The following is a 26,990-nucleotide window of genomic DNA, read 5'->3' as shown; positions in this document are numbered from 1 at the left end:
GCCGCCCTCCCTTCCCACGGAGCACCATGAACCCCATCACCTCGGACCCGCTCGACCGCGTCCGGTACCCGATCGACGAGTGGGCACTCGTCGAGACCGAGTACACCCCTGACCAGCAGGGCGTCGCCGAGACGAACTTCGCCGTCGGCAACGGGTACCTCGGCCTGCGCGGCAACCTCGACGAGGGCCGCGGCGGTGTGCAGTACGGCACGTACATCAACGGGTTCCACGAGACCTGGCCGATCCGGCACGCCGAAGACGCCTTCGGGTTCGCCAAGACCGGCCAGACGATCATCAACGCGCCCGACGCGAAGGTGATCCGGCTCTACGTCGACGACGAACCCCTGGTGCTGGCCGAGGCGGACATCCTCCACCACACGCGGCGCCTCGAGTTCCGCGGCGGCTACCTGTTCCGCGAGACCGAGTGGTCGACGCCGTCCGGCAAGCGCGTGCTGATCCGGTCCCGCCGCCTGGTGTCGTTCACCGATCGGCACCTCGCCGTCATCGACTACGAGGTCACCGTGCTCGACGCGGACGCCTCGATCCTGCTGTCCAGCCAGATCCTGAACCGCCAGGACGTGCAGGACGAGTACCACGCCGGGATGCGGGCGGCCGCGAACGCCTTCGACCCGCGGAAGGCCGAGGCCTTCACCGACCGGGTGCTCGAACCGAAGCTCAAGCGCAGCACCGGCGCCCGTTCGCTGCTCGGGTACCAGGCGTCGAGCTCCGGCATGACGATCTGCGTCGGTGTGGAGCACCACCTCGAGACCGAGAACAGCTGGGACGAGTCGTCGTCGATCGATGACGACCTGGCGAAGCACGTCTACCGCGTCCAGGCGCGTGCCGGGCAGCCGATCCGACTCGTCAAGCACGTGGTGTACCACACCTCCCGCGGTGTCCCGGTGCGCGAACTCGCCGACCGCTGCGACCGCACGCTCGACCGGGCGCACGCCGAGAACATCGACGAGACGTTCGAGAAGCAGCGCGTCTGGCTCGACGACTACTGGGCACGCAGCGACGTCGAGATCGCCGGGCAGCCGGAGATCCAGCAGGCCGTCCGGTGGAACCTGTTCATGCTCGCACAGGCCACGGCCCGCACCGACGGGCACGGCATCGCCGCCAAGGGCGTCACCGGCTCCGGCTACGGCGGGCACTACTTCTGGGACATGGAGATCTACGTCCTGCCGTTCCTGTCGTACACGGCGCCGATCGTCGCCCGGAACGCGCTGCGGTTCCGCTACAACATGCTCGACGCCGCACGCTCGCGGGCACGCGAGCTGAACCAGCGGGGTGCCCTGTTCCCGTGGCGCACGATCAACGGCGAGGAGTCGAGCGCGTACTACGCCGCCGGCACCGCGCAGTACCACATCGACGCCGACATCGCCCATGCCCTGATGCAGTACGTGCGGGCGTCCGGTGACACCGAGTTCCTGAAGCGCGGGGCGATCGACGTGCTCGTCGAGACCGCCCGGCTGTGGGCCGACCTCGGCTTCTGGCGCTCCAACGGCGACAAGAAGTTCCACATCGACGGCGTCACCGGGCCCGACGAGTACACGACCGTCGTCGACGACAACCTCTACACGAACGTCATGGCGCGGGCGAACCTGTGGTTCGCGGTGAACGCGTGCCGCGAACTCGCGGCCGACGACGTCGAAGAGTACGACCGGATGGTCCGGCGCACCGGTCTGCGCCCCGACGAGCTCGTCGAGTGGGAGCACGCCGCCGAGTCGATGGAGATCCCCTTCGACCCGCACCGTGGCATCCACCCGCAGGACGCCCAGTTCCTCGACAAGGAACTCTGGGACCTCGAGAACACCCCCGAGTCCAAGCGTCCACTGCTGCTCCACTACCACCCGCTGGTCATCTACCGGTTCCAGGTGCTCAAGCAGGCCGACGTCGTGCTCGCGCTGTTCCTGCAGGGGCACGAGTTCACCGCGGCCGAGAAGCGCCGCGACTTCGACTACTACGACGCGCTCACCACGGGCGACTCGACGCTGTCGGCGGTCGTGCAGTCGATCATGGCGGCCGAGGTCGGGTACCACGACCTCGCCGACCAGTACTTCCAGACGGCGCTCTACGTCGACCTGGCCGACCTGCACGGCAACACCTCGGACGGCGTGCACATCGCGTCGACCGGTGGCATCTGGGGTGCGCTCGTCAACGGGTTCGGCGGCATGCGCGACCACGGCGGCCGGATGACGTTCAACCCGCGACTGCCGCGGCACTGGGACTCATTGACCTACCGTCTGACCGTGCGCGGGTCGCGGGTCCGGGTCGACCTCGGGCAGGACGCCATGACCTTCACGGTCGAGTCCGGCACGGGTTTCACCGCCTGGGTGCACAACCAGCAGTGGGACATCGAGGCCGGCGAGCCGACCGTTGTTCCGTTGCCGCACCAGGGGCCGCGGATGTCCGGGCACGCACCGACCACGAGCGACATCCAGGGCACGCTCCGCGCCGACGGCTCCGTGATCACGGCCTCGATCCCGACGATCTCGCTCCAGCGCGACTTCGACGTGGACGAGACGACCGCTTAGGGCGTCACGCCGGCTGTCGGCAGGGGCCCGCTCGACTCGGTCAGCTCGCGACGAGCTCGACCTTGAAGCGTTCGGCGTCCTCCAGGAAGGCAGCACGGTGGTCTGGACCGCCGGCGTACGGGTGCCGGTCCTCGTAGAGGCGGGTCCAGCCGTGCGCCGGTGCGTCCGTCCACAGCTGCTCGACCTGTCCGGCGTCGCCGGCGTGGAACGCGAGGTGGCTCAGCCCGGGCCGTCGGCGGTCGTGCGCGCCGTCGAGCGGTGCGGCCTCGAGAACGAGGTAGACGTCACCGAGTCGCCAGCTCCGGCCCGCTGGCCACTCCTGGAACGGCGTGTACCCGAGCTCGCCGAGCAGCCAGCCCCATGCCCTGCTCGTCGTGTCGAGGTGGGCGGTGCGGAGCTCGACGTGGTGCAGAGCTCCCCGGGTCACAGGAGCTTCCGGAGCGTGTTCGTGTTGCGCGTCGTGGTCGTGCGCTTGAAGCGTGCTGCCCCGGCCCGCTTCGCGAACACGGTGTCCGTGCTCGACCCCTTCGGGCACGACCAGTACACGACCCCGTCACCCCGGGCGACCTGCTCGACCGTGGTGTCGAGCACGAGGTCGGCGAGCAGCGCGTCGAGGGCGTCGTCGTCGGAGCCGAACACCACGTAGTCGTGCCGATCGTCGGCCCGGTCGAACGGGAACCCCTCGACGATGCCTTCGAGGCCGTCGTGCCGGACGAGCACGATCCACGCGTCGTAGCCGAAGCGGTCACGGAGTGCCTGCTCGATCGTGGCCTTCAGGGTCGGCGCGTCGGCGTCCGTGCCGAACACCACGTTGCCGGACGCGAGCACCGCGCGGACGTCGTCGAAGCCGAGTCCGCGGAGCAGTTCCGCGAGGTCGGCGTTCTTGATCGTGATGCCGTTGACGTTCACTCCGCGCAGCAGCGCGATCCACTTCGCCATGCCGGAACCGTAGCGCGGTGGCAGCCGTCTCAGCCGATCAACTACACAAGAAGCATTGCGCAAGAGTTGTTGTGCATCTACCGTCAGAGCATGACCGTGCGCAGACTCGACGACGCCGCCCACATGCGCGCCCTCGCCCACCCGACCCGACTGCGGATCGTCGGGCTCCTGCGTTCCGGTGGACCGCAGACCGCAGCGATGCTCGGCGACGAGATCGACGAGGCACCCGGCACGATCAGCTACCACTGCAAGCGTCTGGCCGACGCGGACTTCATCGAGCCGGCGCCGGAGCTCGGTTCGGACCGGCGGGAACGGTGGTGGCGTGCGACTGCGGACCACACGTCGTGGGACCTCGCCGATGCGTTCGACGACCCGGAACGGATGCTCGCCACGACGGCACTCGACCACACCGTCGCCGATGCGTACGCGGCCGAGTACGGGCGGTTCATCGACCAGGCGCCGGTGCTCGGCCGTGAGTGGGTCGCGGCGTCGACCAGTTCCGACGAGGTGCTGCGGCTGACCGCCGAGGAACTCACCGGGCTCGGCGCCGAACTGCGTGCCGTCGTCGAGCGATGGACGGCCGTGAGTGATGCGCACACGCCGGGTGACGGGTCGGAGCGCGTCATCGCCGTCACGCAGAGCTACCGGATGGGGCGACCGTGAACGCCCGGGCGCGATTGCGTGCGCTGCTCGCGGTCCAGGTCGTCTCGCGGACCGGCAACGTCGTCACGACCGTGGCCGTGCCCTTCGCCGTCCTGGCCCGGGGCGGCTCGGCGACGGACGTCGGGATCGCCGCCTTCGCCGCGACGGTACCGATCGTCCTCGGCGGCCCCTTCGGCGGGGCGCTCGTCGAACGGGTCGGGTTCGTCCGTTCGAGTGTGGCGTCGGACCTCGTCAGCGGTGCGACCCTCCTGGCGATGCCGATCCTCGCCTGGACGGTGGGGCTGCCGTTCTGGGCACTCCTGGCGCTCGTGTTCGTGAGCGGCCTGTTCGACCTGCCCGGGGAGTCCGCACGCCGGGTCCTGCTCCCGGGGCTCGCACGATCGGCCGGCGTCCCGCTGGAGCGCGCGGTCGGTCACTTCGAGGCGTCCCAGCGACTCTCGGTGCTCATCGGCGCGCCACTCGGCGGGGTGCTCGTCGCGGCTGCCGGACCGATGGCCGCCCTCGTCTGCACCGCGGTGGCGTTCAGTACCGCAGCGCTGCTCGCTGCGGTACTGGTCCGGCCAGCGGGCGACGACGCAGCGGGCGACGACGCAGCGGGTGCGAGCGCTGATGCGGCTCCGACCAACGGGTACTGGCGGGACATCGCCGAGGGCTTCCGGTTCTGCGTCCGCGACCCGTTCTTCCGGCTCGTGATCGCCCTCGTGCTGATCACGAACCTGCTGGACGCGGCCCGGTCGACGACGTTGCTCCCGCTCTACGCCGTTGACACACTCGGCGGGGCGCAGGCGCTGGGCTTCGTGACCGGGACCTTCGGCGGTGCGGCGTTCCTCGGGTCGGTGGCCTTCGGGTACGTCGCACACCGCGTCCCCCGTCGGATCACGTTCGTCGTGTGCTTCGTGCTCGCCGGTGGGCCCTCGCTCCTGGTGCCGGCGCTCGGCCTCGGGCTGCCGTGGATGCTCGCTGCCTCGGCGCTGTCGGGCCTCGCCGCCGGATCACTCAACCCGATCCTCGGAGCCGTCGAGCTCGAGCGCATCCCGGCGCACATGCGCGCCCGGGTGTTCGGGCTGCTCGGAGCCGGGTCCTGGGCGGGCATCCCGCTCGGCGGACTGCTCGCCGGGTTCGCGGCCGAGGGCGTTGGTGTGCAGGCGACGTTCGGGGCCGTCGTCGTGCTCTACACCGTCGTGACGCTCGCGCCGCTGACGGGCGGCGCCTGGCGTCTCATGGAACGACCGGCTCCGGAGCGGGCACCGGTCGAGCGCGTGACGACGTAGTCCGCATCCGGGGCGGCGCTCACGTCCACGTCCGCGCGACGCCCCAGCCGCTGCCCTCGGGCACGATGTCGACCACCAGCGTGTCCCCGTCGTCGGCCGTGGCCTGGAAGCGCCAGCCGACCGTGCGCTCGGGGGCGTGGGTGATGGCGGTCGGCAGCTCGGCCCGCGTCACGGTCAGACGGGTCGGGGTGTCGCTCACCCGCCAACGGCGCCCGCCCCAGACCAGCCGGCTCGGTGCGCCCTCGGACCACCACACGGTGGCGGCCGTCTCCGTGATCATCATCGGGTCTCCTCGTTCGAACGTGTGTTCGAATGCTAGATCGCAATCGAACGGCGGGCAACCGCGGGTTGTGTTCAGAACGCGTTCTGAATACGCTGGATCCATGACCCTGACCGCCCCTCCTCGCTCGCGTCGTGCCGTCCAGTCGTCCGACCTCTCCCGCCATTCGAAAGACGTGTTCGCCGCAGCCGAAGAAGAACCGCTCGAAGTCACGCGGCGCGATGGAAAAGCGCTCGTGCTCACCACGAAGGAACGCTCGGACGACGACGACGCGGTCCTCGAGATCGCTGCGCAGCTGATCGCTGCAGTGACCGTCAACGAGGGGCTGCCGCTCCACGATCGACTCGCCATCCCCTACCCGTGGATCAAGCTCCTGAGTCGAGACGACCAGCAGCGATTCGCACGTGAGATCGTCGACGTGGCTCGTGGATCGTTCTCGCTCAGGCAGCCGCGTGCCTTGCTCGTCGAGATGCAGGCGTGGCGCAGCAGTGCCGAGGCGATCGCGGCGGGCTGGAGCACCGGCGAACCCGAACTCCTCGAGCACCCGATCGTCCTCGACGCGCCGTGAAGCCGTGGTCAGTCGCGGCACCGGTGTCCCCCGTCCGGTACGGACGACGGAGTTCACGGTCGTCCTGGGTACGCGCTCGGCAGAACACGGCTGGCGAGACGTCCTGGCGACACAGGGGAACGCAGTCGTGTCAGCCTGGGAGCGGTTGACCAGCGATCCCTTGTCCGAAGACCTGGCCTGCCATGCGCTCCGCGGTGCGCTCGGCGTCGTCCGGCACTCGGGTCGCGAATGGACACGTCGGCAGCTCGAACTGAAGCGGGGCGCGCGGATCTGGTTCACGGTGGACGAGGCGGATCGAGTCGTCTGCATCACAGACGTCCACACGCGTCATCCCAACCAGACGAAGTGACTGCGCCTGACCTCGGACGCCCTCGTGTAGACGGGGTGCATGACGAACGACGATCAGGGCCCCGACGGACAGCACCAGGTCCCCGAGGGGGTCTCCGATGCCACGGTCGAGGCACTCGGCACACTGTCGGCAGCGGTCGAGGTCATCGAGCACGCCCGCGGCCTGCTCTACGGCTTCCACCGCCTGACGGGCACCGCCGACCTGAACCTCGGCGAAGCCGTCGAGCAGCTCCGGAACGCCGGCCACACCGAACTCGCCGACCGCATCGACACCGAGCTCGTGGGTCGCAACGTCATCGCTGGCCGCTGGACGTTCCAGGTCGTCGAGGACTACGACGACGGGTACTACGCGCTCGCGAAGGAGCTGGAGCGCACGGCGCGGGACGAGCTCGTGCAGGGGCGCCGCCACCTGTTCGAGGCGGGCATGAAGGAGGACCGGCGGTCCGGCGGTCGACGCCACCACGAAGCGACGCCGGGCGACCTGCCGGACTGAGCACGGGCCTCCCGGCCGGCCCGAACGCGAAAGCGACAGTTCTCCGCGGATGTTTCGCGGACAACTGTCGCTCTCGTGGACCACCCTCGGACGGCCCCACAGGAACTGTCGCTCTTGCAGACCAGCCCCTGCCCAGCCCGGCCAGCCCCTGCCCAGCCCCCCCCGGCCTCAGCCGACGCCGAGCAGCGCCTCCAGCGGCCCTCGTGCGAAGTACAGCAGGAAGCCCGCGGCGACGACGTAGAGCAGCCACGACACCTCGCGGCCCCGGCCGGACAGCAGCTTGATGAGGACCCAGCTGATGAAGCCCACGCCGATGCCGTTCGCGATCGAGTAGGTCAGCGGCATGACGACGATCGTCAGGAACGCGGGCAGGGCCGACCCGAAGTCCGTCCAGGAGATGTCCGCGACCTGCGCCACCATCAGGGCACCGACGACGACGAGTCCGGCGGCGGCGACCTCGAGCGGGACGACCTGCGTGAGCGGGGTGAGGAACATCGACGCCAGGAACAGCAGGCCGGTGACGACCGACGCCATGCCGGTGCGTGCGCCCTCGCCGATGCCGGCGGCGGAGTCGATGAAGACGGTGTTCGACGACACCGAGGCGCCACCACCGGCGATGGCGCCGACGCCCTCGACGACGAGCGCCGACTTCAGGCGGGGGAACGTGCCGTCGGGCTTCGCGACGCCGGCGGCCTTCGCCAGACCGGTCATGGTGCCCATCGCGTCGAAGAAGTTCGTGAACACGAGGGTGAAGACGAGCATCGACGCGGCCAACGGCCCGATGCGGCTGAACGCGCCGAACAGGTCGGCGTGGCCGACGAGCGACAGGTCGGGGAACGCGAACAGGGCGCTCGGCAGGCCGGGCGCGTTGAGGTTCCACCCGGTCTTCGAGTCGACCGAGGTCGGCACCTGGAAGATCGCCTGCAGGATGATCGCGATGATCGTGGTCGCGACGATGCCGATGAGCAGCGCACCCTTGACCTTGCGGGCCATGAGCGTGCCGATGATCACCAGGCCGATCAGGAACACGATGGTCGGCAGGGCGCCGACGGAGCCGTCCTCGCCGAGCTGCAGGGGCGGGGACGCGAGCCCGGACGAGCGCACGAAGCCGGAGTCGACGAGTCCGATGAAGGCGATGAACAGGCCGATCCCGACGGTGATCGCGGCCTTCAGCTGTGCCGGGACGGCGGTGAAGATCATCGTCCGGATCCCCGTCAACGCGAGGATCACGATGATCACGCCGTTGATGACGACGAGTCCCATCGCCTCGGCCCAGGTGACCTGCTGCACGACGCTGACGGCCAGGAACGAGTTGATCCCGAGGCCCGCGGCGATGCCGAACGGCAGGTTCGCGATGACGCCCATGGCGATGGTCATCAGGCCGGCGACGAGGCCGGTCGCGGCGGCGACCTGCGCGTTCTCGAGCCAGCCGCCGGAGACGTCCTTGGCGGCCTGGTCGGCGCTGAACCCACCGAGGATCAGCGGGTTGAGGATGACGATGTACGCCATCGTCACGAACGAGACGAGTCCGCCTCGCACCTCGCGCGGGATCGTGGATCCGCGCTTCGTGATGGAGAAGTATCGATCGAGGCCGGTCGCGAAGCGGTTCCGGGGTGGGGTGTCGGTCTTCGTGGCGCTCACCGAGCAAGTTTAAAGCCTGCTGGGTTTCCGGCATGTCACAGGATCCTCACAGGGCGCGCAGGGTGCGCCGATGTCCGACCGGGAGGCCCGACCCGCGTGATCGGGGGACGTCACGCCGTGCGCCGGCTCGCGTTCTCCGGCCATGGCTGGTGTTGGATGGACCGGTGACGTCACGCATGGACCGTGCCCGCGTCGAGGCCGCGGTGCGCGAACTCCTGCTCGGCATCGGCGAGGATCCCGACCGCCCCGAACTCGAACGCACACCCGCTCGGGTCGCCGACTCGTACGCCGAGTTCTTCGCCGGCATCGGCACGGACGCCGTGGCCATCGCCCGCGACGGCACCGTGCACGCCGAGGACGGTGAACGCGGCCGACTCGTCATCGTCCGCGACGTGAAGTTCCGGTCCGTCTGCGAGCACCACCTGCTGCCGTTCCTCGGGGTCGCGCACCTGGCCTACGCGCCGGGTGACCGTCTGATCGGGCTCGGAACGCTCTCGCGGGTGCTCGACGCCGTGGCCTCGCGTCCGCAGCTGCAGGAACGGCTGGGCGAGCAGGTCGCTGCCACGATCGCCGAGGGGCTCGGTGCCGAGGGGGTCCTCGTGGTCCTCGACGCGCAGCACCAGTGCGTGACGACCCGGGGGGAGCGCCAGACCGGGTCGACGACGGTCACGGTCGCGGCGAACGGCTCGCTGGCCGACGCCGCGGGCCGGGCCGAGGCGATCGCGCTCATCGGTGCGGGGCGTGTGCCCGACCCCGAGGCGGACGCGTGACGACTGAGGGGGCCGCCACGGGCCTCCAGGCAGGATCGACCGCACCCGGCTGGGTCGTGCCGGACCTGCGGCAGCCGGTCCGTACGATCGGACGCAGAACGTTCGACTTCGACCACCGCATCGCCGTGATGGCGATCGTGAACCGCACGCCCGACTCGTTCCACGACCGCGGTGCCACCTTCGAGCTCGACCGCGCCGTCGCCGCCGCCGTCCGGGCTGCCGAACAGGGCGCCGACTGGGTCGACATCGGCGGCGTGAAGTTCGCTCCGGGGCCGGAACTGCCCGCTGCGGACGAGGTCGACCGCGTCGTGCCCGTCGTCGAGCAGCTCGCCCAGGAGTCCGACGTCACCATCAGCGTCGACACGTTCCGCCCCGAGGTCGCCGCAGCGGCGATCGCAGCTGGCGCGAGTGTGGTCAACGACACCACCGGCCTGTCCGATCCCCGGATGGCGGCCGTCGTCGCGGACTCCGAGGCGACGATCGTCATCACGCACTCGCTCGCCGAACCCCGACGGCCCCTCGCAGCGCCGCCGCAGTACGACGACGTCACCGCGTCCGTCGTCGGGTTCCTGCGGGAGCGCGTCGACCGGGCGCTCGCCGCGGGGATCCCGGAGTCGCGGATCATCGTCGACCCGGGCCACGACCTCAACAAGAACACCGTGCACACGCTCGAGGTCACCCGGCGCCTGCCCGAGGTCGTGGCGCTCGGCTACCCGGTGCTCGCGGCGGTGTCGAACAAGGACTTCGTGGGGGAGTCGCTCGGACGCCCGCGCGGCGAACGCCTGGCGGGGTCGCTCGCCGTCGCGGCCGTGAGCGCGATGCTCGGGGCGCGGATCGTCCGGATGCACGACGTCGCCGAGAGCGTCGACGCGATGCGCATGGTCGAGGCGACACTCGGCTGGCGCGCCCCGGTGGAAGCACGGCACAACACGTGAACCTCCTGCCCCCGTCGATCGCGGACCTGTCCGACGACGACCTCATCGACCTGTACACGGCGGGTGCCTCGGCGCCGTGGCTGCGGGTGAACTTCGTGGCGACGCTCGACGGGTCCGCCTCGGCCGCCGGGGTCTCGGGGTCGCTCGGCGGCCCGGACGACCTGCGCGTGTTCGACCTGCTCCGCCGGGTCGCCGACGTCGTGCTCGTCGCCGCGGGCACCGTGCGCGACGAGGGCTACGGGCCGATGGTCCTGCACGACGCCGACGTGGCCTGGCGCCGGGCGCACGGCCTGCCCGACCACCCGGTGTTCGCGATCGTGTCGCGGTCACTGTCACTGGACGCCGGATCCCGGGTGTTCACCGAGGCCCCGGTCCGGGCGGTCGTCCTGACCTCCGCGGCTGCGGCGACGTCGGACGCCGGGGTCGCGCTGTCGTCCGTCGCCGACGTCGTGCCCTGCAGTACCGACACCGACCCCGACTCGGTCGACGTGTCGCTCGTCCGCGACGCACTGGTGGCGCGGGGGCTCGTCACGATCCACTGCGAGGGTGGCCCGTCGTTCCTCGGGTCGCTCATCGCCGCGGACGCCGTCGACGAGCTGACCCTGACGATCGACCCTTCGCTCGAGGGCGGTACCGGGCCCCGGATCGCCCGCGGCGGTTCCCCGGAGCTGCGACGGATGCGGCCCGCGCACGTGCTCCGCGGTGCGGGTGACGTGCTGCTGACCCGGTACGTCCGGGCGGAGCCGTCCGCCCGAGTCTCGGTGCCGGTCGACCGCGTCGGCTAGGGTCGGGCGCGTGATCGACATCGTGGCGTCCGGGGTCCTCTTCGACATGGACGGGACGCTCGTCGACTCGACCGCGGTGGTCGAGGCCACCTGGACCCGGTTCGGTCACGACCGCGGCATCGACCCCGCCGAGATCCTGGCCTTCTCGCACGGCCGTCAGGCGATCAGCACGATCGAGCACTTCCTGCCCGAACTGGACCGCGACGAACAGCTCCGCATCGCCGCCGCGCTGGTCGCGGAGGAGAGCGCGAGCAGCGAGGGCATCTTCGAGATCCCGGGCGCCGCCGCTTTCGTGGACCGGCTCCTCGACGCAGGCGTGCCGGTGGCGCTCGTGACGAGTGCACCGCGCGACCTGGCCGCCGGCCGGATGGCGGCAGCGGGCCTGACCATGCCGACGGCGTTCGTGCCGTCCGAGGACGTCGAGCACGGCAAGCCGCACCCCGACGGGTACCTGCGCGGTGCCGCACTGCTCGGTGTCGCGGCAACCGACTGCGTGGCGTTCGAGGACGCCCCCGCAGGCCTCGAGTCGGCCATCGCCTCCGGAGCGACCACGGTCGTCGTCGGCCCGCACGAGTCGGACGTCACAGCCGGGCTCTACCGGGTGTCGGGGTACGAGGGCATCACCGTCGAGCCCGAAGGGTCCGCTTTCCGCATCCGCGGCTGAGGACCCGCTGCGTCCTGCGGGCACGTCCAGCGCTCCCCGACGACCCTCGGGTGTGCGGCCGGAACAACCGGGCCGCACGTGCGGCCGGAACCACCGTGCCGCGGAAGGAGCGACCATGGCAACCCTGGACGGCAAGAAGGTCCTCGTCATCGCGACGAACTACGGCGTGGAGCAGGACGAGATCGTCGTGCCCGTCGACCAGCTCCGCGAGCGTGGCGCGACGGTGACCGTGGCGGCGCAGGACTCCGGTTCGATCGCGACCCTCGTCGGCGACAAGGACCCCGGCAAGTCCCTCGAACCCGACACCACCATCGCCGGTGTCAACGTGACCGGGTACGACGCGCTCGTGGTCCCCGGTGGCACGATCAACGCCGACACCCTGCGACAGGACAACTCGGCGGTCTCCCTGGTGTCGGCCTTCGTCGAGGCGAACAAGCCCGTCGCGGCGATCTGCCACGGCCCGTGGACCCTCATCGAGGCCGGTGTGCTGCGCGGACGGACGATCACCTCGTTCCCGTCGCTGCAGACCGACGTCCGGAACGCCGGCGCCGAGTGGGTCGACCAGGAGGTCCAGGTCGACGGCGGCATCATCACCTCGCGGAACCCCGACGACCTGCCGGCCTTCGTCGACGCGATCGAGAGCGCGCTGACAGCGTGAGCACGGTGCGCTTCCGCTGACGGCCCTGCCGCTGCCGGCGCTGCCGCTGACGGCGCCGCCGTCAGCCCAGCGCGACGGGGCGGGTCGTCCGGAGCACCGCGGGTCCGAGGGTGAGCACGCCGTCGGACTCGGGGTCGCACCGCACCCCGCCCCGTCCACGCATCGCCCGGAACGTCCCCGGCGCCACCTCGCGGTCCATCCAGGCGCACGGGTTCGCCGGCCGGTACCCGCGGAACAGCACGACACCACTGCCGGGGCTCTGGAGCGAGAACGGCTCGCCCCGGAGTGACTCGACGTCGGCGCCTCGCAGGAACACGTTCCGCCGGGTCGCCACGGGATCGACCGGCACGCCGAGTGATCGTCCGACCTCCTCGAGGCCCTCGAGCCCGATGACCGTCACCGAGGCGTGCACGTGCGCCCGCGCCGCGAAGTAGCGGTCGCCGACGATGCCGAGTCCCGCGCGCAGTTCGATGCGGTCGCGCAGCTCGTCGGGGTCGTCCGATCGGACCGGCAGGGCACCGTCGGCCGGCCTGCCCTCGTAGCGGTGGCGGCGCGACACGAGCAGCAGCGCGACCTCGACGTCGGTCCGGAACGGCAGGTCGACGGAGTCGGCGAGCTCGGCGAGCTCGTCGGAGCCGACCCGGTGGTCAGACCCGGCCACGTCGTCTCCGGAGGTCACCCGCCCAACGCTAGCCGGGCCTCCCGGTCGACGCCGTGCCCTCGTCGGCACTGCGCCGAGGTTCCACAACACGCCGTCGGTGTGGCGCCGAGGTTCCACGGGCGAGCACATCGAGCGCCGACATGCCGAGATTTCGGAACCTCGGGCCCGCCAGCCACCCGCACCACGCGCGCGCCGCGGCGTCCGATTTCCGCCAGTCGCGGTCGGTGGTGCGTGTCAGGCTGGGCCCGTGACCATCCCCGGAACCGACCAGCTGCATGCCGAGCGCTACCGCGTCGTCGCCTCGCGCGACGCACGCTTCGACGGCCAGTTCGTCACCGCCGTGCACTCCACCGGCATCTACTGCCGACCGAGCTGCCCGGCACGCACGCCCCGCGAGGCCGGCGTCACCTTCTACCGCACGAGCGCCGCAGCGCACCTGGCGGGCTTCCGCGCCTGCAAGCGCTGCCTGCCCGAAGCGACCCCCGGCAGCCCCGAGTGGGACCTGCGCGAGGACGTCGCCGGTCGCGCCATGCGCCTCGTCCTCGACGGCGTCGTCGAGCGCGACGGCGTCCCGGGCCTCGCCGCACGGGTCGGCTACTCCGAACGCCAGCTCAACCGCATCATGACGGCCGAGCTCGGTGCCGGCCCGAAGGCACTCAGCCGCGCACTCCGCGCCCAGACGGCACGCACGCTGCTGACGTCGTCAGACCTGCCCATCGCGGACGTCGCCTTCGCCGCCGGGTTCGCGAGCGTCCGCCAGTTCAACGAGACCGTCCGCGAGGTCTTCGCCGTCACCCCGTCCGAGCTGCGCGCCCGGCGGACGCTCCGGCCCGCGTCCGACGGCGCACTGCACGTGCACCTGCCCGCGCGGCCGCCGTTCGACGCGCAGGGGCTCCTCGACTGGCACGCGCTGCACGCCCTGCCGGGCCTGGAGCAGGTGGACACCGACGAATCCGGTCGGGTCACCTCGTACGGGCGGCTGCTCGACCTGCCGGGAGGCCCGGGCTGGTTCAGCGCGTCGGCCGCGGTCGCGGGGACGGCCGGTTCCACGGCCGCCGGTCGCGGTACCGGGATCGACCTGCGGGTGCGCGTCACCGACCTGTCCGACCTGCCGACGCTCGTCGCCCGCGTCCGGTCGTACTTCGACCTCGATGCCGACCCGGTCGCCGTCGACGCGGTGCTCGGCTCCGTGCCCGAGCTGGCCGCGGCCGTGCGGCGGGTCCCCGGCCTGCGGCTGCCCGGTGCCGTCGACGCGCACGAGATCGTGTTCCGCACCCTCATCGGGCAGCAGGTCTCCGTCGCCGCGGCCCGGACGGCCCAGACGCGGCTCGTGGCGGCGCTCGGTGCCGCCGTGCCGTCGGCGATCCTGCCGGACGGCCTGCTGTTCCCGTCCGCCGAGGTCATCGCCGCCCGCGGCCACGAGGTGCTGCGCGGTCCGGCCGCCCGGGTCGACACGATCCTGCGGGTCGCCGCGGCGCTCACCGACGGGTCGCTCGTCATCGACGGCGGACAGTCCCTCGACGAGCTGCGCGAGCGGCTGCTGGCGGTGAAGGGCATCGGGCCGTGGACCGCCGACTACGTGGCGCTCCGGGTCCGGCACCACCCCGACGTGTTCCTCCACAGCGACCTCGCGGTGCGCAACGGTGCACAGGAACTCGGACTGCCCGGTACGGCGCGCGAGCTCTCCCTATGGTCGGAGCAGGTGGCGCCCTGGCGGAGCTACCTGACGATGCACTGCTGGCGACCGATCATCGACCGCGCGATCGCGACGGCCGCCGGCGCGCGGGTGCACGGCACCGGCCGTGCGCGGCACGCAGACAACGACCCTCGGAAGGACGAACGATGACCGACGCAACCATCCAGACCCTGGACACCCCGGACGGGGCCTTCACCGTGCTCGAGGACGCCGAGGGCCGTGTCCTCGCCTCGGGCTGGACCGACTCCGTCGACCGGATCCTCGGGCGGCTCGCCGACCGGTACCGGCCCAGTCGCATCGTCGACGGCACGGTCGCCGCCGCTGATGCCGTGGACGCCTTCTACTCGGGCGAGGTCGAGCACGCCATGCAGGTGCCGGTGCGGCAGTTCGGCACCGACCTGTTCACCGAGGGGTGGCGGCAGCTCCGCCGCATCCCCGCCGGCGGCACCCTGACCTACACCGAGTTCGCGGGGGCGATGGGCCGTCCGGACGCCGTGCGGGCCGCCGCCAGCGTGTGCGCACGGAACGCTCCCGCACTGTTCGTACCGTGCCACCGGGTGCTGCGGTCGGACGGCACGCTCGGGGGCTTCGCATGGGGGCTCGACGTCAAGCGATCGTTGCTCGAACGGGAGTCGGTCGGCACGACGGCGCTCGTCTGAGTTGTACAAAATGCTCTAGAATGTACAGGTGAGCGAAGTGTCGATCTCCGAAGCACGTGGCCGCCTGGCGTCGATCATCGACGACGCCCGGCACGAACCCGTCTACCTGACCCGGCGCAACAAGCGCGTCGCGGCGGTGGTGGACGCGGATGTCCTGGACCGCCTGCTCGAGGCGGCCGAGGACCTCGACGACCTGGTCGCGTACGACGCTGCCATCGCGGAGAACAAGCGCATCGGCGGCGAGAACGTGCAGTGGGACGATCTCAAGCGCGAACTCGGACTCGGATGACCTGGTCGGTCGAGGTCATCCCGTCCGCGCAACGTGTCATCCGCAAGCTCCCGCCCGACGGTCGTCGGCGGATCGAGGGACTCCTCGCGATCCTCGCCGACCACCCGCGGCCCCGGCAGCTCGGAAGCTCGTGAACCGACCCGGTTGGCGGGTGCGATCAGGTGACTACCGTCTGATCTACGAGATCGACGACGGCCGACTCATCGTGATCGTCGTCGATGCCGGCCACCGCCGAGCGATCTACCGCGACCGCTGAGCGGAGCCGGACCCGGATCGGTCGTCTCCCCCTGGTTGCGGGTGGTGACGTGGGAGCGCTCCGATGCCATGCTTCGAGGACCGACCCGCCCGGTCCCTCCCGAGGACCCGACGCAGCGCCGTCGAACCACCCTCGGAAGGCCCCCAATGGACCAGCACGTCGACCGCACGGTCGTCTCCGCCGACGGCACGGTGATCGCCGTGTCCGACGCGGGGACCGGTCCGGCGCTCGTCGTGGTCGGTGGCGCCTTCGACCACCACGGCACCCCCACCGTCGAGCACCTGACCGGCGGCCTGCAGGACCGCTACCGGGTCATCACGTACGACCGGCGGGGCCGCGGTGCGAGCGGCGACACCACCCCGTGGACGATCGAGCGCGAGGTCGAGGACCTCGCGGCCGTCGTCGCGAGTGTGGACGGACCCGTCGCCGCGCTCGGCCTCTGCGTCGGCGCGGGGGTGGTCCTCCGGGGCCTCGCCGCCGGCGTCCCGCTCGGGGCCGCCGTGCTGTGGGAGCCGCCGTACCGGGCGACGGTCGACCCGCACGCCGACGACGTCGTCTTCGCCGACCTGCTCGACGAGCACGTCGCCGCCGGCCGTCGCGCCCAGGCCGTCCGGGCGTTCCTCGCGCACGTCCTGGGGGTGCCGATGGGGCAGATCTCGGCGCTGCGGCTGAAGGGTGCGCTCTGGCGGTCGCTCGTCGTCGACGCCCACGTGCTCAGCCGCGACGTGCGGGTGCTCAACGGCCTGGCGATCCCGGAGCGGGTGGCAGCAGCGGTCGGTGTCCCGGTGCTCGTCGCCGCGGGCAGCGACGGCCACGAGTGGATGCGGCAGGCGGCCCGAGCGGTCGTCGAGGCCGTGCCGGGGTCGGGCTACGTCGAGGTCCCCGGGCAGGGTCACGTGCCCGACCCGGCCGCGATCGGCGCCGTGCTCGACGGGTTCCTGGTCCGGGTCGTCTCACCGAGCAGCTGACTGCGAGAGGATGGCGTGGTGAACGCACCTCGTCTCGGACTCCTGCTCGACGTCGACGGGCCCATCGCCAGCCCCGTCTCCCGCACCATCGCGATCCCGAGCATCATCGAGGACCTCGTCGCCCTCGCCGCCGAGGGCATCCCCGTCGTCTTCAACACCGGCCGGAGCGACGCCTTCATCCGGAGCGAGGTGGTCGGTCCGCTGCTCGCCGGTGGTCTCGCCGAGGATGGCCGCGTGCACGCCGTCTGCGAGAAGGGCGCCGTCTGGTGCTCGATCGGCCCGCAGTACGAGGGCGGCATGAGCGAGCTCACCGTCGCCGACGACCTGGCGCTCCCGCGCGACTACGCCGACGAGATGCGCGAGCTCGTCCGCACCGAGTACGCCGACCTGGTGTTCTTCGACGAGACGAAGCGCGCCATGGTGTCGATCGAGCAGCGGGTGGAGGTGCCGAACGCCACGTACCTGGCCCGGCAGCCAGAGTTCGACGCGAAGGCGATGGCGGCCCTCGAGCGTCGCGGCCTGGGCGTGCGCCGTCTCGACGACGTCCGACCCGACGCCGACGGCGCCGTGCAGTGGCGGATCGACCCGACGATCATCTCGACCGACGTCGAGTCCGACCGCAGCGGCAAGGACATGGGCGCCGAGCGGTCGCTCGAGCTCCTGGCGCAGGACGGCGAGCTGCCGACGGCCTGGCGCACGATGGGCGACTCGCGCAGCGACTACGCGATGGCGGACTGGCTGCACGCGAACGGCCACGAGGTCGCGCACGTCGACGTCCGTCCCTCGGACGGCGTGCCGGCGACGCCGTACCCGGTGCTCACCGCACCCGACGGGGTGATCCACGACGAGGCCGGAGCGCGGTTCCTGGCGGACTGGCGCCGATCCGCCTGAGCCGAGCCGGGCCTCCCGGTCGACCCGCCCTGCCCACGGAACCTGGTTCCGGACACCGCACCGCGCCGTTCCCTGGTTCCGCGTCCGGAACCTGGTTCCCATGCGCCCAGCGGCTCCGCTGTTTGCGTGTCGGGGTGGTACACCAGTAATGTCACGGGGTCCGCCGCCCAGTCGATGACGGGATCCACCCCATGGCAACGAAGCTCCGCATCAAGTCGATCGAGGCCTCACTGGCCGACTCCGAGGAGCAGGGCCGGTCCCTGAAACGCTCCCTGAAGACGTTCGACATCGCCGCGATGGGCATCGCGGTCGCCGTCGGCGCCGGCATCTTCTCGGTCGGCGCGAACGCCGCCGCGAACTTCGCCGGGCCCGGCGTCATCATCTCGTTCCTGCTCGCCGCCGTCACGTGTGGCCTGGCGATCATGTGCTACGCCGAGTTCGCCTCGACGATCCCCGTCGCCGGCTCCGCCTACACGTTCACCTACGCCACGATGGGCGAGCTCCTCGCCTGGATCGTCGGCTGGGACCTCATCCTCGAGACCCTCACCGCCAGCGCCGTCATCGCGAAGTACTGGGGCATCTACCTCAGCACCGCGTTCGACGTGTTCGGTGTGACCCTGCCGAGCACGATCCAGCTCGGCCCGATCCCGTTCACCTGGGGCCCGGTCCTGATCGTCGGTATCTTCACGGTGCTGCTCGCCTTCGGCACCCGCCTGTCGTCGCGGGTCTCGGCGGTCATCACGATCATCAAGGTCGCCATCGTGGTGTTCGTCATCGTCGCCGGCGCGTTCTTCGTCAAGGCCGCGAACTTCACCCCGTTCATCCCGCCGTCGGAGCCCGCCAAGGGCGCGGAGGGCAGCGTCTGGACCCAGTCGCTCGTGTCGTGGTTCACCGGTTCCGAGCCCGCGCAGTACGGCGTCTTCGGGCTGCTCGCCGCGGCGTCGCTCGTGTTCTTCGCGTTCATCGGCTTCGACGTCGTCGCGACCAGCGCGGAGGAGACCGAGAACCCGCAGAAGACGCTGCCCCGCGGCATCTTCATCGGCCTGGGCATCGTGACGCTGCTCTACGTCGGCGTCAGCATCGTCATCACCGGCATGGTCTCCTACCAGCGCCTGGCGCAGGAGGACGCACCGTCCCTGGCCTCGGCCTTCGACATCGTCGGGTTGCCGTGGGCTGCCGGCATCATCGCCATCGGCTCCCTGATCGGTCTGACGACCGTCGTCATGGTGCTGCTGCTCGGTCTGTCCCGCATCGTCTTCGCGATGAGCCGCGACGGTCTGCTGCCGCGCTGGTTCTCGAAGACGAACCCGAAGACGCAGACGCCGGTGCGCGTGCAGGTCGTCGCGGGGGTCGTCGTCGCGCTGCTCGCCGGGTTCACGGCGGTCGACAAGCTCGAGGGCATGATCAACATCGGCACGCTGTCGGCCTTCGTGCTGGTGTCGATCGGCATCATCGTGCTCCGCAAGTCGCGCCCGGACGCCCCGCGCTCGTTCCGGGTGCCGTGGTCGCCGGTGATCCCGATCCTGTCGGCGGTGCTGTGCTTCTGGCTGATGCTGAACCTCGAGGTCGAGACCTGGCTGCGTTTCGTCGTCTGGCTCGTCATCGGCTTCGCGATCTACTTCGGCTACAGCCGCCGCAACAGCCGGGTCGGCAAGGGCCAGCAGTAGCGGGCTCCGGCGTCCTATGCGCCGACGACCAACAGGACCCCGAAGCCCAGCATCGCGACGGCGACCAGACCGTCGAACACCCGCCACGTCAGCGGCTTCGCGAACAGCGGTCGGAGCAGTCGCCCGCCGAACCCGAGCGCGCCGAACCACAGGCAGCTCGCCGCAACCGCGCCGACGGTCCAGAGCCAGCGGTCGTCCGGGCCCTGCTGGTTCGCGACGGACCCGAGGAACACCAGCGTGTCCAGGTACACGTGCGGGTTCGCCCACGTGAAGACGAGCATGGTCGCCACTGCCGTGCGCATGGTCACCGCCTGGCCGGGAGGCACGGTGCGCGTCCGCCCCGCCACCACCGTCCCCGGGCGCTCGGGTCCACTGCCCGCGGCCGGCTCCGGCACGCCGTCGTCCGCCGCCTCGTCGGCCACGCGTATGGCGTCGCTCGACGGCCGCAGTGCCCGTCGCGCGGCGAGCACGCCGTAGGTCACGAGGAACGCGGCCCCGACGAACCGCACGACGACGAGCGCCACCGGGAACCGCTCGACCACGGCCCCGACGCCGAGCACCCCGGCGACGATGAGCACGGCGTCCGACACCGCGCACACGACGACCGCCGCCGTCACCACCCGCAGGCCCGAGCTGACCGCCAACCGGAGCAGGTAGGTGTTCTGCACACCGATCGCGACGATCAGGGCGAGTCCGGTGCCGAGGCCGGCGAGCAGGGGGATGAGTGCGGTCACGTCCACGACGCTAGGGACACCCTCGTCTGTAGACCAGCTCACGTTCCTACAGCGCCGTAAGCTGCACTGCATGGTCCGGTTCCAGCGCGAGCACCTCGAGACCCTGTTGGCCGCCGTCGACCACGGCACCCTCGACGCGGCTGCCCGGGCCCTGGCGATCACCCCGTCGGCGGTCTCACAGCGCATCAAGTCGATGGAGCAGCAGGTCGGCCGTGTCCTGCTGCAACGGACGACCCCGGTCACCCCGACGGCCGACGGTGCGGTCGTGCTCCGGCATGCACGCCAGGTGCGGCTCCTCGACGACGAGACCGCCCGCGCACTCGGCGAGACCGATGCCGACGGATCGGGGACCGCGGTGCCGTCGATCCCGCTCGCCGTCAACGCCGACTCCCTCGGCACGTGGTTCCTCGACGCGCTCGCACTCGTCCGTGTCGACACCGAGGTGGTCTTCGACCTGCACCGCGAGGACCAGGACCGCACCGCCGAGCTGCTGCGCGCCGGCACGGTGATGGGTGCCGTGACGGCCGAGGCGGATCCCGTGCAGGGCTGCTCGTCGGTACCGCTCGGCATCGACCGGTACCGGGCGGTGGCGTCGCCGGCGTTCGTCGACCGCTACCTGGCCGACGCCGACACCGAGCGGCGGATGCTGAGCCGCCTCGACCTGGTGCCCCTCGTCGACTACGACCGTGACGACGACCTGCAGCAGGGCTACCTCCGCCGGGTGCTCGGCCACGCGCCCTCCGGTCCACGCCACTTCGTCCCGACCTCGGCCGACTTCGCACGGGCGGTCTCGCTCGGCTTCGGGTGGGGGATGCTGCCCGAAGCGCAGTGCCTCGATGCCCTGGCGCGGGGCGAGCTGCTCGAGCTCACCCCGACGCGCCGAGCCGACGTCGCCCTGTGGTGGCAGCGGTGGAACCTGGCGTCACCCTTGCTCGAGCGGATCACGGACGCGGTGCGGTCGACCGCCGCCGAGCGCCTGCACCCCGTCACCCGGTGAGCAGGCACGTGCCGGTGCTCGTCGCTGCGCCCGCGGCTCAGGTCTGGCAGCGCGGGCACCAGTAGGTGTCCCGCAGGGTGAGTTCCGAGTCACCGAGGTCCCCTCGCCGGATCCGGGTGCCGCACCGCAGGCACGGCTTGCCCGCGCGTCCGTAGACCCAGAACCGACGCCCCGGGCGATCGATCCCCGTCGTCACCCGGTGGCTGCGGTCCCGGTTCGCCAGGATGAGCCGGCTCGCCAGGGAGATCGTCCGGCCGGCGTCGTGCACCTCGGCCACCGGGCGGGTCGGCAGGACCCCGCGCAGGAAGCAGAGCTCGTTGCGGTAGACGTTGCCGAGGCCGGCGAGCACCCGCTGATCGAGGAGCGCCAGTCCGACCGGCCGTGCAGGATCCCGCGTCAGGTTCTCGAGTGCCAGGTCGGCGTCCCAGTCGGGCCCGAGCAGGTCCGGGCCGAGGTGTCCGACGACCTCGGACTCCTGGTCGCGGGGGATCACCTCGAGCACCCCGAGCGTGAACCCGACGGTCGAGACGTCCTCGGTGTCGAGGATCGCGCGTGCCTGGTGCGCCGGGCGTCGCCAGCGCTCGCCGGGGGCGTAGACGTCCCACCGCCCCTCCATTTTCAGATGCGAGTGCACGGTCAGGTCCCCGATCCGGTGCAGCAGGTGCTTGCCACGGGGCACGACCTCGTCGACGGTGCGGCCGACCAGGTCGACGGTCGCGAACGCGGGCACCCGGAAGTCGCTCCGGGTCAGGACCTTGCCCGCGAGCGCCGTGTGCAGCCGGTGGGCTGCCCGGTAGACGGTGTCGCCCTCAGGCACGGAGCCGGAGTCCCTGCGGGGTGGCGGTGAACCCGGCGTCGCCCAGCGCGGTGCCGAGCGGGGTGCCGAGCACGAACTCGCCGTCGACGCGCTCGACCGCGAGCTTCCGCAGTCCGGTGCGCACGATGCCCGCGATCGACGCCGCTGCGACGGCCAGGTCGGCGGGGTCGTCGGTGAAGGTCAACACCGACTTGCCGCCGCGCTCGACGTACACCGCGAGCCGGCCGTCGACGGTGGTGACGAGTGCTCCGGCCTTGCGCCCGGGCCGGTGGCCGCGTGCGCCGGTGGTGGCCGGTGCCGGGGCCTTCTGCGCAGCCGCAGCGACAGCAGCGACGTCGGCGCCCGTGACGTCCGTGTCGGCCGCCGCGCGGTCGTCGGACGGCCAGGGCAGCGATGCGCCGTACGGGTTCGCGGGGTCGGTCGCGGCCAGGGTCAGTGCCTCGCGCTTCCGGTCCGGGTCGACGCGTTCGTCGTCGTCGAGGTCACGGGCGTAGGTCCGCAGCCGGTCGATGGTCGGACCCGTGGCGAACTGTGCGGCCCCGAGCCCCTCGATGAAGTAGCCGCGGCGCGCCCGCCCGGACTCCTCGAACCGCGAGAGCACTCGGTACACACCGGCGAACCCACCTCGGACCCCCTCGACCTGGACGGCCCCGCGGGTGACGACCCCGTAGCGCTCGAGCAGCTGCTCGGCGGTCGCGGCGGCCCGCACGGTCGAGTCGGACTCGGCCAGGGGGAGCAGGGACCAGCGGCCACCGACGGACGGCGGGCCGGACTGCGTCGGCATCGTCGGACGGCGGCGCCCGCGGTACGCACGAGCCCGCGGGGCGCTGCTGCTCTTCGCCTTGCCGCCGAGCATCGAGCGGAGCGGAGCGAACGTGTCGTTCGTGATCTGTCCGGCCCAGACGAGGTCCCACAGCGCCGTCGTCAGGGCCGGGTCGTCGGTGCTGCCGACGGCCTGCCCGAGCTGGCGGAAGAAGTACGCGCCGCCGCCGGCCAGGGCACCGAGCACGTCGCGCTGCAGCTCGGTGGTCTCGTCGCCGGAGGGCTCGGCGAGCGTCGTCGACGCCGTCTCGGCGAGGTGCAGGCGCACCCACCCGTCGTTGCCGGGCAGGGTCCCGCCGCCGGACCACAGGACCTCGCCGGTGGCGGTGAGCTCGTCGAGCATGTTCGTGGAGTAGTCGGTCACCCGCGCGGGCAGCACCAGGGTCTCCCAGGCGCTGGCGGGCAGGGCAACACCGGCGAGCTGGTCGATCACCTGCAGGACCCCGTCGACCCCGCGCAGGCCGCCGCGGGTGCCGGGGGTCTGCACGTGCTGCCAGGCGGGCAGGAAGCGCGCGAGCGTGTCCGGCGACACCGGCTCGACCTCGTGGCGGAGCGCGGCGAGGGACTTCGTGCGGATCCGGCGCAGGACCTCGGCGTCGCACCACTCGGCGCCCTGCCGATCCGGGCGGAACTCGCCTTCGACCACACGCCGGTCGGCGACCAGACGGCGCAGGGTGTCCTGCACGACGGCGACCCCGAGGCCGAGGCGACCCGCGGCCTCCTGCGCCGAGAACGGCCCGTGCGACCGGGCGTACCGGCCGACCAGGTCACCGAGCGGGTCGGCGACGGGTTCGACGAACGCGGTCGGCACGCCGATCGGCAGCGGGACCCCGAGGGCGTCACGCAGGCGCGAGGCGTCCTCGATGACGGCCCAGCGGGTGGACCCGGCGTGTGAGAACGACAGGACACGGCGGTCGCGCTCGAGCGCGGTGAGCACGGTCTGCACCTCGGTCGCAGCGGCGGAGCGGTCGTCCGACGCCGCCAGCCAGCTCCGGTCGACGGCTTCGTCGAGGTCGAGCGCGCCGACGAGCCGCAGCACGTCGACCAGCCCCTCGGCGTCGCGCGCCCGGCGGTCCGGCGACAGCCGCTGCAGGTCCTCTTCCACCGAGGCGATGACCGCCGGGTCGAGCAGCTCCCGCAGTTCGGCGCGGCCGAGCAGTTCGCCGAGCAGGGTCGAGTCGAGCGACAGTGCCGCGGCCCGGCGCTCGGCGAGCGGGGAATCGCCCTCGTACATGAACGCGGCGACGTACCCGAACAGGATCGAGCGGGCGAACGGGGACGGCGTCTCGGTCTCGGTCTCGACCAGGCGGATGCGGCGGCCGGCGATCTCGTCGGCGATGCCGAGCAGGGCGGGCACGTCGTAGACGTCCTGCAGCACTTCGCGCACGGTCTCGAGCACGATCGGGAACGACGGGTACTTCCGGGCCACCTCGAGCAGCTGCGAGGCCCGCTGCCGCTGCTGCCACAGGGGCGATCGCTGCCCGGGGTTCCGACGGGGCAGCAGCAGGGCGCGCGCCGCACACTCGCGGAACCGCGCGGCGAACAGCGCCGAGCCACCGACCTCGTCCGTGACGAGCGCCTCGAGGTCGTCGCGCTCGAACACGAACAGGTCGGCACCCGGCGGTTCGGCGTCGGTCTCGGGGATGCGCACCACGATGCCGTCGTCAGCGGCCATCGCGTCGCCGTCGATGCCGTGGCGTTCACGCAGCCGCGCCGCGACCGCCAGGGCCCACGGCGCGTGCACCTGCATGCCGTACGGCGAGTGCAGGATGAGCCGCCAGTCGCCGAGTTCGTCGCGGAAGCGTTCGACCACGAGCGTCGTGTCGTTCGGCACGTGGCCGGTGGCCGCCCGCTGGTCGCGCAGGAAGGTCAGCAGGTTCGTGACAGCACGCTCGTCGAGGCCGCCGGCGGCGATCCGGGCGCGGGCGTCGTCGTCCGAGGCGCCCTCGACCTCGCGCACGAACGCCCCCGTCGCGCGACCGAGTTCGGCGGGGCGGCCGATGCCGTCGCCCTTCCAGAACGGCACCCGACCGGGCTGTCCGAACGCCGGGCTCACGATGACCCGGTCGTGGGTGATCTCCTCGATCCGCCAGCTCGTGGCTCCGAGGGCGAAGACGTCGCCGACGCGGGACTCGTAGACCATCTCCTCGTCGAGCTCGCCGACCCGGGAGGCCTTCTCGCCGACCATGAACACGCCGAACATGCCGCGGTCCGGGATCGTGCCGCCGCTCGTCACCGCGAGCCGCTGGGCGCCGGGGCGTCCGGTCAGGGTGCCGTGCACGCGGTCCCACACCAGGCGCGGGCGGAGCTCGGCGAACTCGTCGCTCGGGTACCGCCCGGTCACCAGGTCGAGCGTGGCGTCGAACGCCGAACGGGGAAGTCCGCTGAACGGAGCGCTGCGCCGGACCAGGTCGAACCACTGCTCGACGTCGACGGTGTCGATCGCTCCCGCGGCGACGGTGTGCTGCGCCAGGACGTCGAGGGGGTTCGCCGGCACCGAGATCGACTCGATCTGCCCGGAGATCATCCGTTCGACCGTGACCGCACTGTTGACGAGGTCGGCGCGGTGCTTCGGGAACAGCACGCCGCGCGAGATCTCGCCCACCTGGTGCCCGGCACGCCCGACGCGTTGCAGGCCGCTCGCGACCGAGGGCGGCGCCTCGACCTGGACGACGAGGTCGACCTCGCCCATGTCGATCCCGAGCTCGAGCGAACTCGTCGCGACGACGCACCGCAGCCGACCGGACTTCAGGTCGTCCTCGATGATGGCGCGCTGGTCCTTCGACACCGAGCCGTGGTGGGCGCGGGCGAGCACGGGCACTGCAGTGTCGGAGCCGCCGCCACCGGTCTGCCCGGACGCGCCGATCATCTGCGCCGGCGGCCGCTTCGTGCCCTGGGGTGCGACCGCATGCGCCGAGGTCCGGGCGGGCGACTGTGGGCGACCCCGCGCCACCGGCAGTCCGTCGTCGGCCGGCGAGACACCCGCCGGCACCAGCGCATCGCCCTCCGCGGCCGAAGCCGGAGCCGCCGCGGCGAGGACGCGCTCTTCGTGGATCTCGTTCAGCCGCGCGGTGAGTCGCTCGGCCAGTCGCCGCGAGTTCGCGAACACGATCGTCGACCGGTGCTCCTCGATGAGGTCGACCACACGCTCTTCGACGTGCGGCCAGATCGAGCCGTTCGCGGGCGCATCGGACGCGTCCGCACCGACCGGCGGAGCACCGAGCTCGGCCATGTCGTCGACCGGCACGACCACGCGCAGGTCGAAGGTCTTCTGCGCCGGCGGGGCGATGATCGTCACCGGCGCACGGCCGCCGAGGAACCGGGCGACCTCTTCCGGCGGCCGGACCGTGGCGGACAGCCCGATGCGCTGCACCGGCTTGTCGAGCAGGTCGTCGAGCCGTTCGAGCGAGACGGCCAGGTGCGCTCCGCGCTTGGTCGAGGCGACCGCGTGCACCTCGTCCACGATGACGGTGTCGACGTTGACCAGGGTCTCGCGCGCCTGCGAGGTGAGCATGAGGTACAGCGACTCGGGCGTCGTGATGAGGATGTCCGGCGGCTGGCGGAGCAGCTTCTGCCGGTCCGACGACGGGGTGTCGCCACTGCGCACCCCGACGGTGACCTCTGGTGGTTCGGTACCGAGCCGCCTGGCCGTCTGCGTGATGCCGACGAGCGGGCTGCGCAGGTTCCGCTCGACGTCGACGCCGAGGGCCTTGAGCGGCGAGACGTACAGGACCCGTGTGCGCTGCTTGGCCGGCGGCCGGTCGGTCGCGCTGATGAGCCGGTCGATCGACCACAGGAACGAGGCCAGGGTCTTGCCGGAACCGGTCGGCGCGATGACGAGTGCGTGCTGCCCCGTCGAGATGGCGTCCCAGGCGCCCGCCTGCGCCGGTGTCGGGGCGTCGAACGCACCTCGGAACCACTCCGCGGTCGCGGGGGAGAAGCGCTCGAAGACGTCCGTCATGGTCCGCCCATCCTGCCCGC

28 protein-coding genes are annotated in these 26,990 nt (G+C 71.8%); 20 read left to right on the top strand and 8 right to left on the bottom strand.

Annotated features, from left to right (window positions below):
- The first annotated feature begins 26 nt into the window (after window positions 1-26).
- Window positions 27-2,537 carry a glycosyl hydrolase family 65 protein gene (locus EDF51_RS07575; RefSeq protein WP_131845909.1) on the top strand — a complete coding sequence of 837 codons (2,511 nt, stop codon included), beginning with the start codon at window positions 27-29 and terminating at the stop codon, window positions 2,535-2,537.
- A 40-nt stretch (window positions 2,538-2,577) separates the two neighbouring features.
- Here EDF51_RS07575 and EDF51_RS07570 read toward each other — a convergent pair whose 3' ends face one another.
- Window positions 2,578-2,964 (bottom strand): VOC family protein, encoded by a 387-nt coding sequence (locus tag EDF51_RS07570; protein WP_134194407.1) that lies wholly within the window; start codon window positions 2,962-2,964, stop codon window positions 2,578-2,580.
- Entirely contained in the window at window positions 2,961-3,476 is a 516-nt protein-coding gene (locus EDF51_RS07565) for a DUF1697 domain-containing protein (protein ID WP_134194405.1), read from the bottom strand. Before EDF51_RS07565 ends, EDF51_RS07570 begins: the two co-directional genes overlap by 4 nt.
- Before the next feature lie 90 nt (window positions 3,477-3,566).
- Here EDF51_RS07565 and EDF51_RS07560 point away from each other — a divergent pair, with 90 nt between their 5' ends.
- Together EDF51_RS07560 and EDF51_RS07555 are read left to right on the top strand one after the other, a co-directional pair.
- Window positions 3,567-4,139, top strand: coding sequence for a helix-turn-helix domain-containing protein (locus tag EDF51_RS07560; RefSeq protein ID WP_123671389.1), 573 nt, complete (start codon window positions 3,567-3,569; stop codon window positions 4,137-4,139).
- On the top strand, window positions 4,136-5,410 hold the full coding sequence (locus tag EDF51_RS07555) for an MFS transporter (protein WP_134194403.1): 1,275 nt from the start codon (window positions 4,136-4,138) through the stop codon (window positions 5,408-5,410). Before EDF51_RS07560 ends, EDF51_RS07555 begins: the two co-directional genes overlap by 4 nt.
- A gap of 19 nt (window positions 5,411-5,429) precedes the next feature.
- Here the strand turns inward: EDF51_RS07555 and EDF51_RS07550 are convergent, their stop codons facing one another.
- Complete coding sequence (locus EDF51_RS07550; protein WP_111083527.1) at window positions 5,430-5,693, bottom strand: hypothetical protein; 264 nt, start codon at window positions 5,691-5,693, stop codon at window positions 5,430-5,432.
- Window positions 5,694-5,793: 100 nt separating this feature from the next.
- Here EDF51_RS07550 and EDF51_RS07545 point away from each other — a divergent pair, with 100 nt between their 5' ends.
- From EDF51_RS07545 to EDF51_RS07535, 3 genes are all read left to right on the top strand, one after another.
- The gene (locus EDF51_RS07545; RefSeq protein ID WP_134194401.1) at window positions 5,794-6,258 is read left to right on the top strand and encodes a prevent-host-death protein; all 465 of its coding nucleotides are present in this window, start codon (window positions 5,794-5,796) and stop codon (window positions 6,256-6,258) included.
- Window positions 6,259-6,403: 145 nt separating this feature from the next.
- A complete protein-coding gene (locus tag EDF51_RS20275; protein WP_228504467.1) occupies window positions 6,404-6,607 on the top strand; it encodes a hypothetical protein in 204 nt (67 codons plus the stop codon).
- Window positions 6,608-6,646: 39 nt separating this feature from the next.
- Entirely contained in the window at window positions 6,647-7,099 is a 453-nt protein-coding gene (locus EDF51_RS07535) for a hypothetical protein (RefSeq protein ID WP_134194397.1), read from the top strand.
- A 168-nt stretch (window positions 7,100-7,267) separates the two neighbouring features.
- Here the strand turns inward: EDF51_RS07535 and EDF51_RS07530 are convergent, their stop codons facing one another.
- Window positions 7,268-8,740 carry an NCS2 family permease gene (locus EDF51_RS07530; protein ID WP_134194395.1) on the bottom strand — a complete coding sequence of 491 codons (1,473 nt, stop codon included), beginning with the start codon at window positions 8,738-8,740 and terminating at the stop codon, window positions 7,268-7,270.
- A 176-nt stretch (window positions 8,741-8,916) separates the two neighbouring features.
- Between EDF51_RS07530 and folE the strand changes: the two genes are divergently transcribed.
- From folE to EDF51_RS07505, 5 genes are all read left to right on the top strand, one after another.
- The gene (gene folE, locus EDF51_RS07525) at window positions 8,917-9,510 is read left to right on the top strand and encodes a GTP cyclohydrolase I (protein WP_123293064.1); all 594 of its coding nucleotides are present in this window, start codon (window positions 8,917-8,919) and stop codon (window positions 9,508-9,510) included.
- The gene (gene folP / locus EDF51_RS07520) at window positions 9,507-10,445 is read left to right on the top strand and encodes a dihydropteroate synthase (protein ID WP_134194393.1); all 939 of its coding nucleotides are present in this window, start codon (window positions 9,507-9,509) and stop codon (window positions 10,443-10,445) included. The genes folE and folP overlap by 4 nt, the downstream gene beginning before the upstream one ends.
- On the top strand, window positions 10,442-11,230 hold the full coding sequence (locus EDF51_RS07515; protein ID WP_134194391.1) for a pyrimidine reductase family protein: 789 nt from the start codon (window positions 10,442-10,444) through the stop codon (window positions 11,228-11,230). Before folP ends, EDF51_RS07515 begins: the two co-directional genes overlap by 4 nt.
- Before the next feature lie 10 nt (window positions 11,231-11,240).
- Window positions 11,241-11,894, top strand: a complete 654-nt coding sequence (locus EDF51_RS07510) for an HAD-IA family hydrolase (protein ID WP_134194389.1) — start codon at window positions 11,241-11,243, stop codon at window positions 11,892-11,894.
- Window positions 11,895-12,009: 115 nt separating this feature from the next.
- The gene (locus EDF51_RS07505; protein ID WP_134194387.1) at window positions 12,010-12,552 is read left to right on the top strand and encodes a type 1 glutamine amidotransferase domain-containing protein; all 543 of its coding nucleotides are present in this window, start codon (window positions 12,010-12,012) and stop codon (window positions 12,550-12,552) included.
- 61 nt (window positions 12,553-12,613) lie between these two features.
- Here EDF51_RS07505 and EDF51_RS07500 read toward each other — a convergent pair whose 3' ends face one another.
- Complete coding sequence (locus EDF51_RS07500) at window positions 12,614-13,150, bottom strand: molybdenum cofactor biosysynthesis protein (protein WP_134194516.1); 537 nt, start codon at window positions 13,148-13,150, stop codon at window positions 12,614-12,616.
- A 310-nt stretch (window positions 13,151-13,460) separates the two neighbouring features.
- Here EDF51_RS07500 and EDF51_RS07495 point away from each other — a divergent pair, with 310 nt between their 5' ends.
- The 8 genes from EDF51_RS07495 (at window position 13,461) to EDF51_RS07465 (ending at window position 19,639) form a co-directional block, all read left to right on the top strand.
- The gene (locus EDF51_RS07495; protein ID WP_243837094.1) at window positions 13,461-15,059 is read left to right on the top strand and encodes an AlkA N-terminal domain-containing protein; all 1,599 of its coding nucleotides are present in this window, start codon (window positions 13,461-13,463) and stop codon (window positions 15,057-15,059) included.
- Entirely contained in the window at window positions 15,056-15,568 is a 513-nt protein-coding gene (locus EDF51_RS07490) for an MGMT family protein (RefSeq protein WP_111083519.1), read from the top strand. Before EDF51_RS07495 ends, EDF51_RS07490 begins: the two co-directional genes overlap by 4 nt.
- 28 nt (window positions 15,569-15,596) lie before the next feature.
- Window positions 15,597-15,857 (top strand): type II toxin-antitoxin system Phd/YefM family antitoxin, encoded by a 261-nt coding sequence (locus tag EDF51_RS07485; protein ID WP_123293073.1) that lies wholly within the window; start codon window positions 15,597-15,599, stop codon window positions 15,855-15,857.
- Window positions 15,854-15,991 (top strand): hypothetical protein, encoded by a 138-nt coding sequence (locus EDF51_RS20270; RefSeq protein WP_243837093.1) that lies wholly within the window; start codon window positions 15,854-15,856, stop codon window positions 15,989-15,991. Before EDF51_RS07485 ends, EDF51_RS20270 begins: the two co-directional genes overlap by 4 nt.
- A gap of 17 nt (window positions 15,992-16,008) precedes the next feature.
- Window positions 16,009-16,113 carry a type II toxin-antitoxin system RelE/ParE family toxin gene (locus EDF51_RS20265; RefSeq protein ID WP_243837092.1) on the top strand — a complete coding sequence of 35 codons (105 nt, stop codon included), beginning with the start codon at window positions 16,009-16,011 and terminating at the stop codon, window positions 16,111-16,113.
- A gap of 146 nt (window positions 16,114-16,259) precedes the next feature.
- Complete coding sequence (locus tag EDF51_RS07475; RefSeq protein WP_165918691.1) at window positions 16,260-17,081, top strand: alpha/beta fold hydrolase; 822 nt, start codon at window positions 16,260-16,262, stop codon at window positions 17,079-17,081.
- An 18-nt stretch (window positions 17,082-17,099) separates the two neighbouring features.
- The gene (locus EDF51_RS07470) at window positions 17,100-17,972 is read left to right on the top strand and encodes a hypothetical protein (protein WP_208321830.1); all 873 of its coding nucleotides are present in this window, start codon (window positions 17,100-17,102) and stop codon (window positions 17,970-17,972) included.
- 191 nt (window positions 17,973-18,163) lie between these two features.
- The gene (locus tag EDF51_RS07465) at window positions 18,164-19,639 is read left to right on the top strand and encodes an amino acid permease (protein ID WP_123293079.1); all 1,476 of its coding nucleotides are present in this window, start codon (window positions 18,164-18,166) and stop codon (window positions 19,637-19,639) included.
- A gap of 14 nt (window positions 19,640-19,653) precedes the next feature.
- On the opposite strand, the gene EDF51_RS07460 is transcribed toward EDF51_RS07465, so the two are convergent.
- Window positions 19,654-20,373: a LysE family transporter gene (locus EDF51_RS07460; protein WP_243837091.1), complete on the bottom strand. Its 720-nt coding sequence runs from the start codon at window positions 20,371-20,373 to the stop codon at window positions 19,654-19,656.
- Window positions 20,374-20,443: 70 nt separating this feature from the next.
- On the opposite strand from EDF51_RS07460, the gene EDF51_RS07455 reads away from it, so the two are divergent.
- A complete protein-coding gene (locus EDF51_RS07455; protein ID WP_133937373.1) occupies window positions 20,444-21,370 on the top strand; it encodes a LysR family transcriptional regulator ArgP in 927 nt (308 codons plus the stop codon).
- A gap of 37 nt (window positions 21,371-21,407) precedes the next feature.
- Here EDF51_RS07455 and EDF51_RS07450 read toward each other — a convergent pair whose 3' ends face one another.
- On the bottom strand, window positions 21,408-22,187 hold the full coding sequence (locus EDF51_RS07450; RefSeq protein ID WP_123671403.1) for a DNA-formamidopyrimidine glycosylase family protein: 780 nt from the start codon (window positions 22,185-22,187) through the stop codon (window positions 21,408-21,410).
- The gene (locus EDF51_RS07445; protein WP_134194381.1) at window positions 22,180-26,970 is read right to left on the bottom strand and encodes a DEAD/DEAH box helicase; all 4,791 of its coding nucleotides are present in this window, start codon (window positions 26,968-26,970) and stop codon (window positions 22,180-22,182) included. Before EDF51_RS07445 ends, EDF51_RS07450 begins: the two co-directional genes overlap by 8 nt.
- Window positions 26,971-26,990 lie beyond the last annotated feature (20 nt).

The sequence above is a fragment of the Curtobacterium sp. PhB25 genome (assembly GCF_004365375.1).
Lineage (GTDB): Bacteria > Actinomycetota > Actinomycetes > Actinomycetales > Microbacteriaceae > Curtobacterium.
The sequence above is the reverse complement of the archived record's forward strand: the minus strand, read 5'-3'. Positions and strand labels throughout refer to the sequence as shown.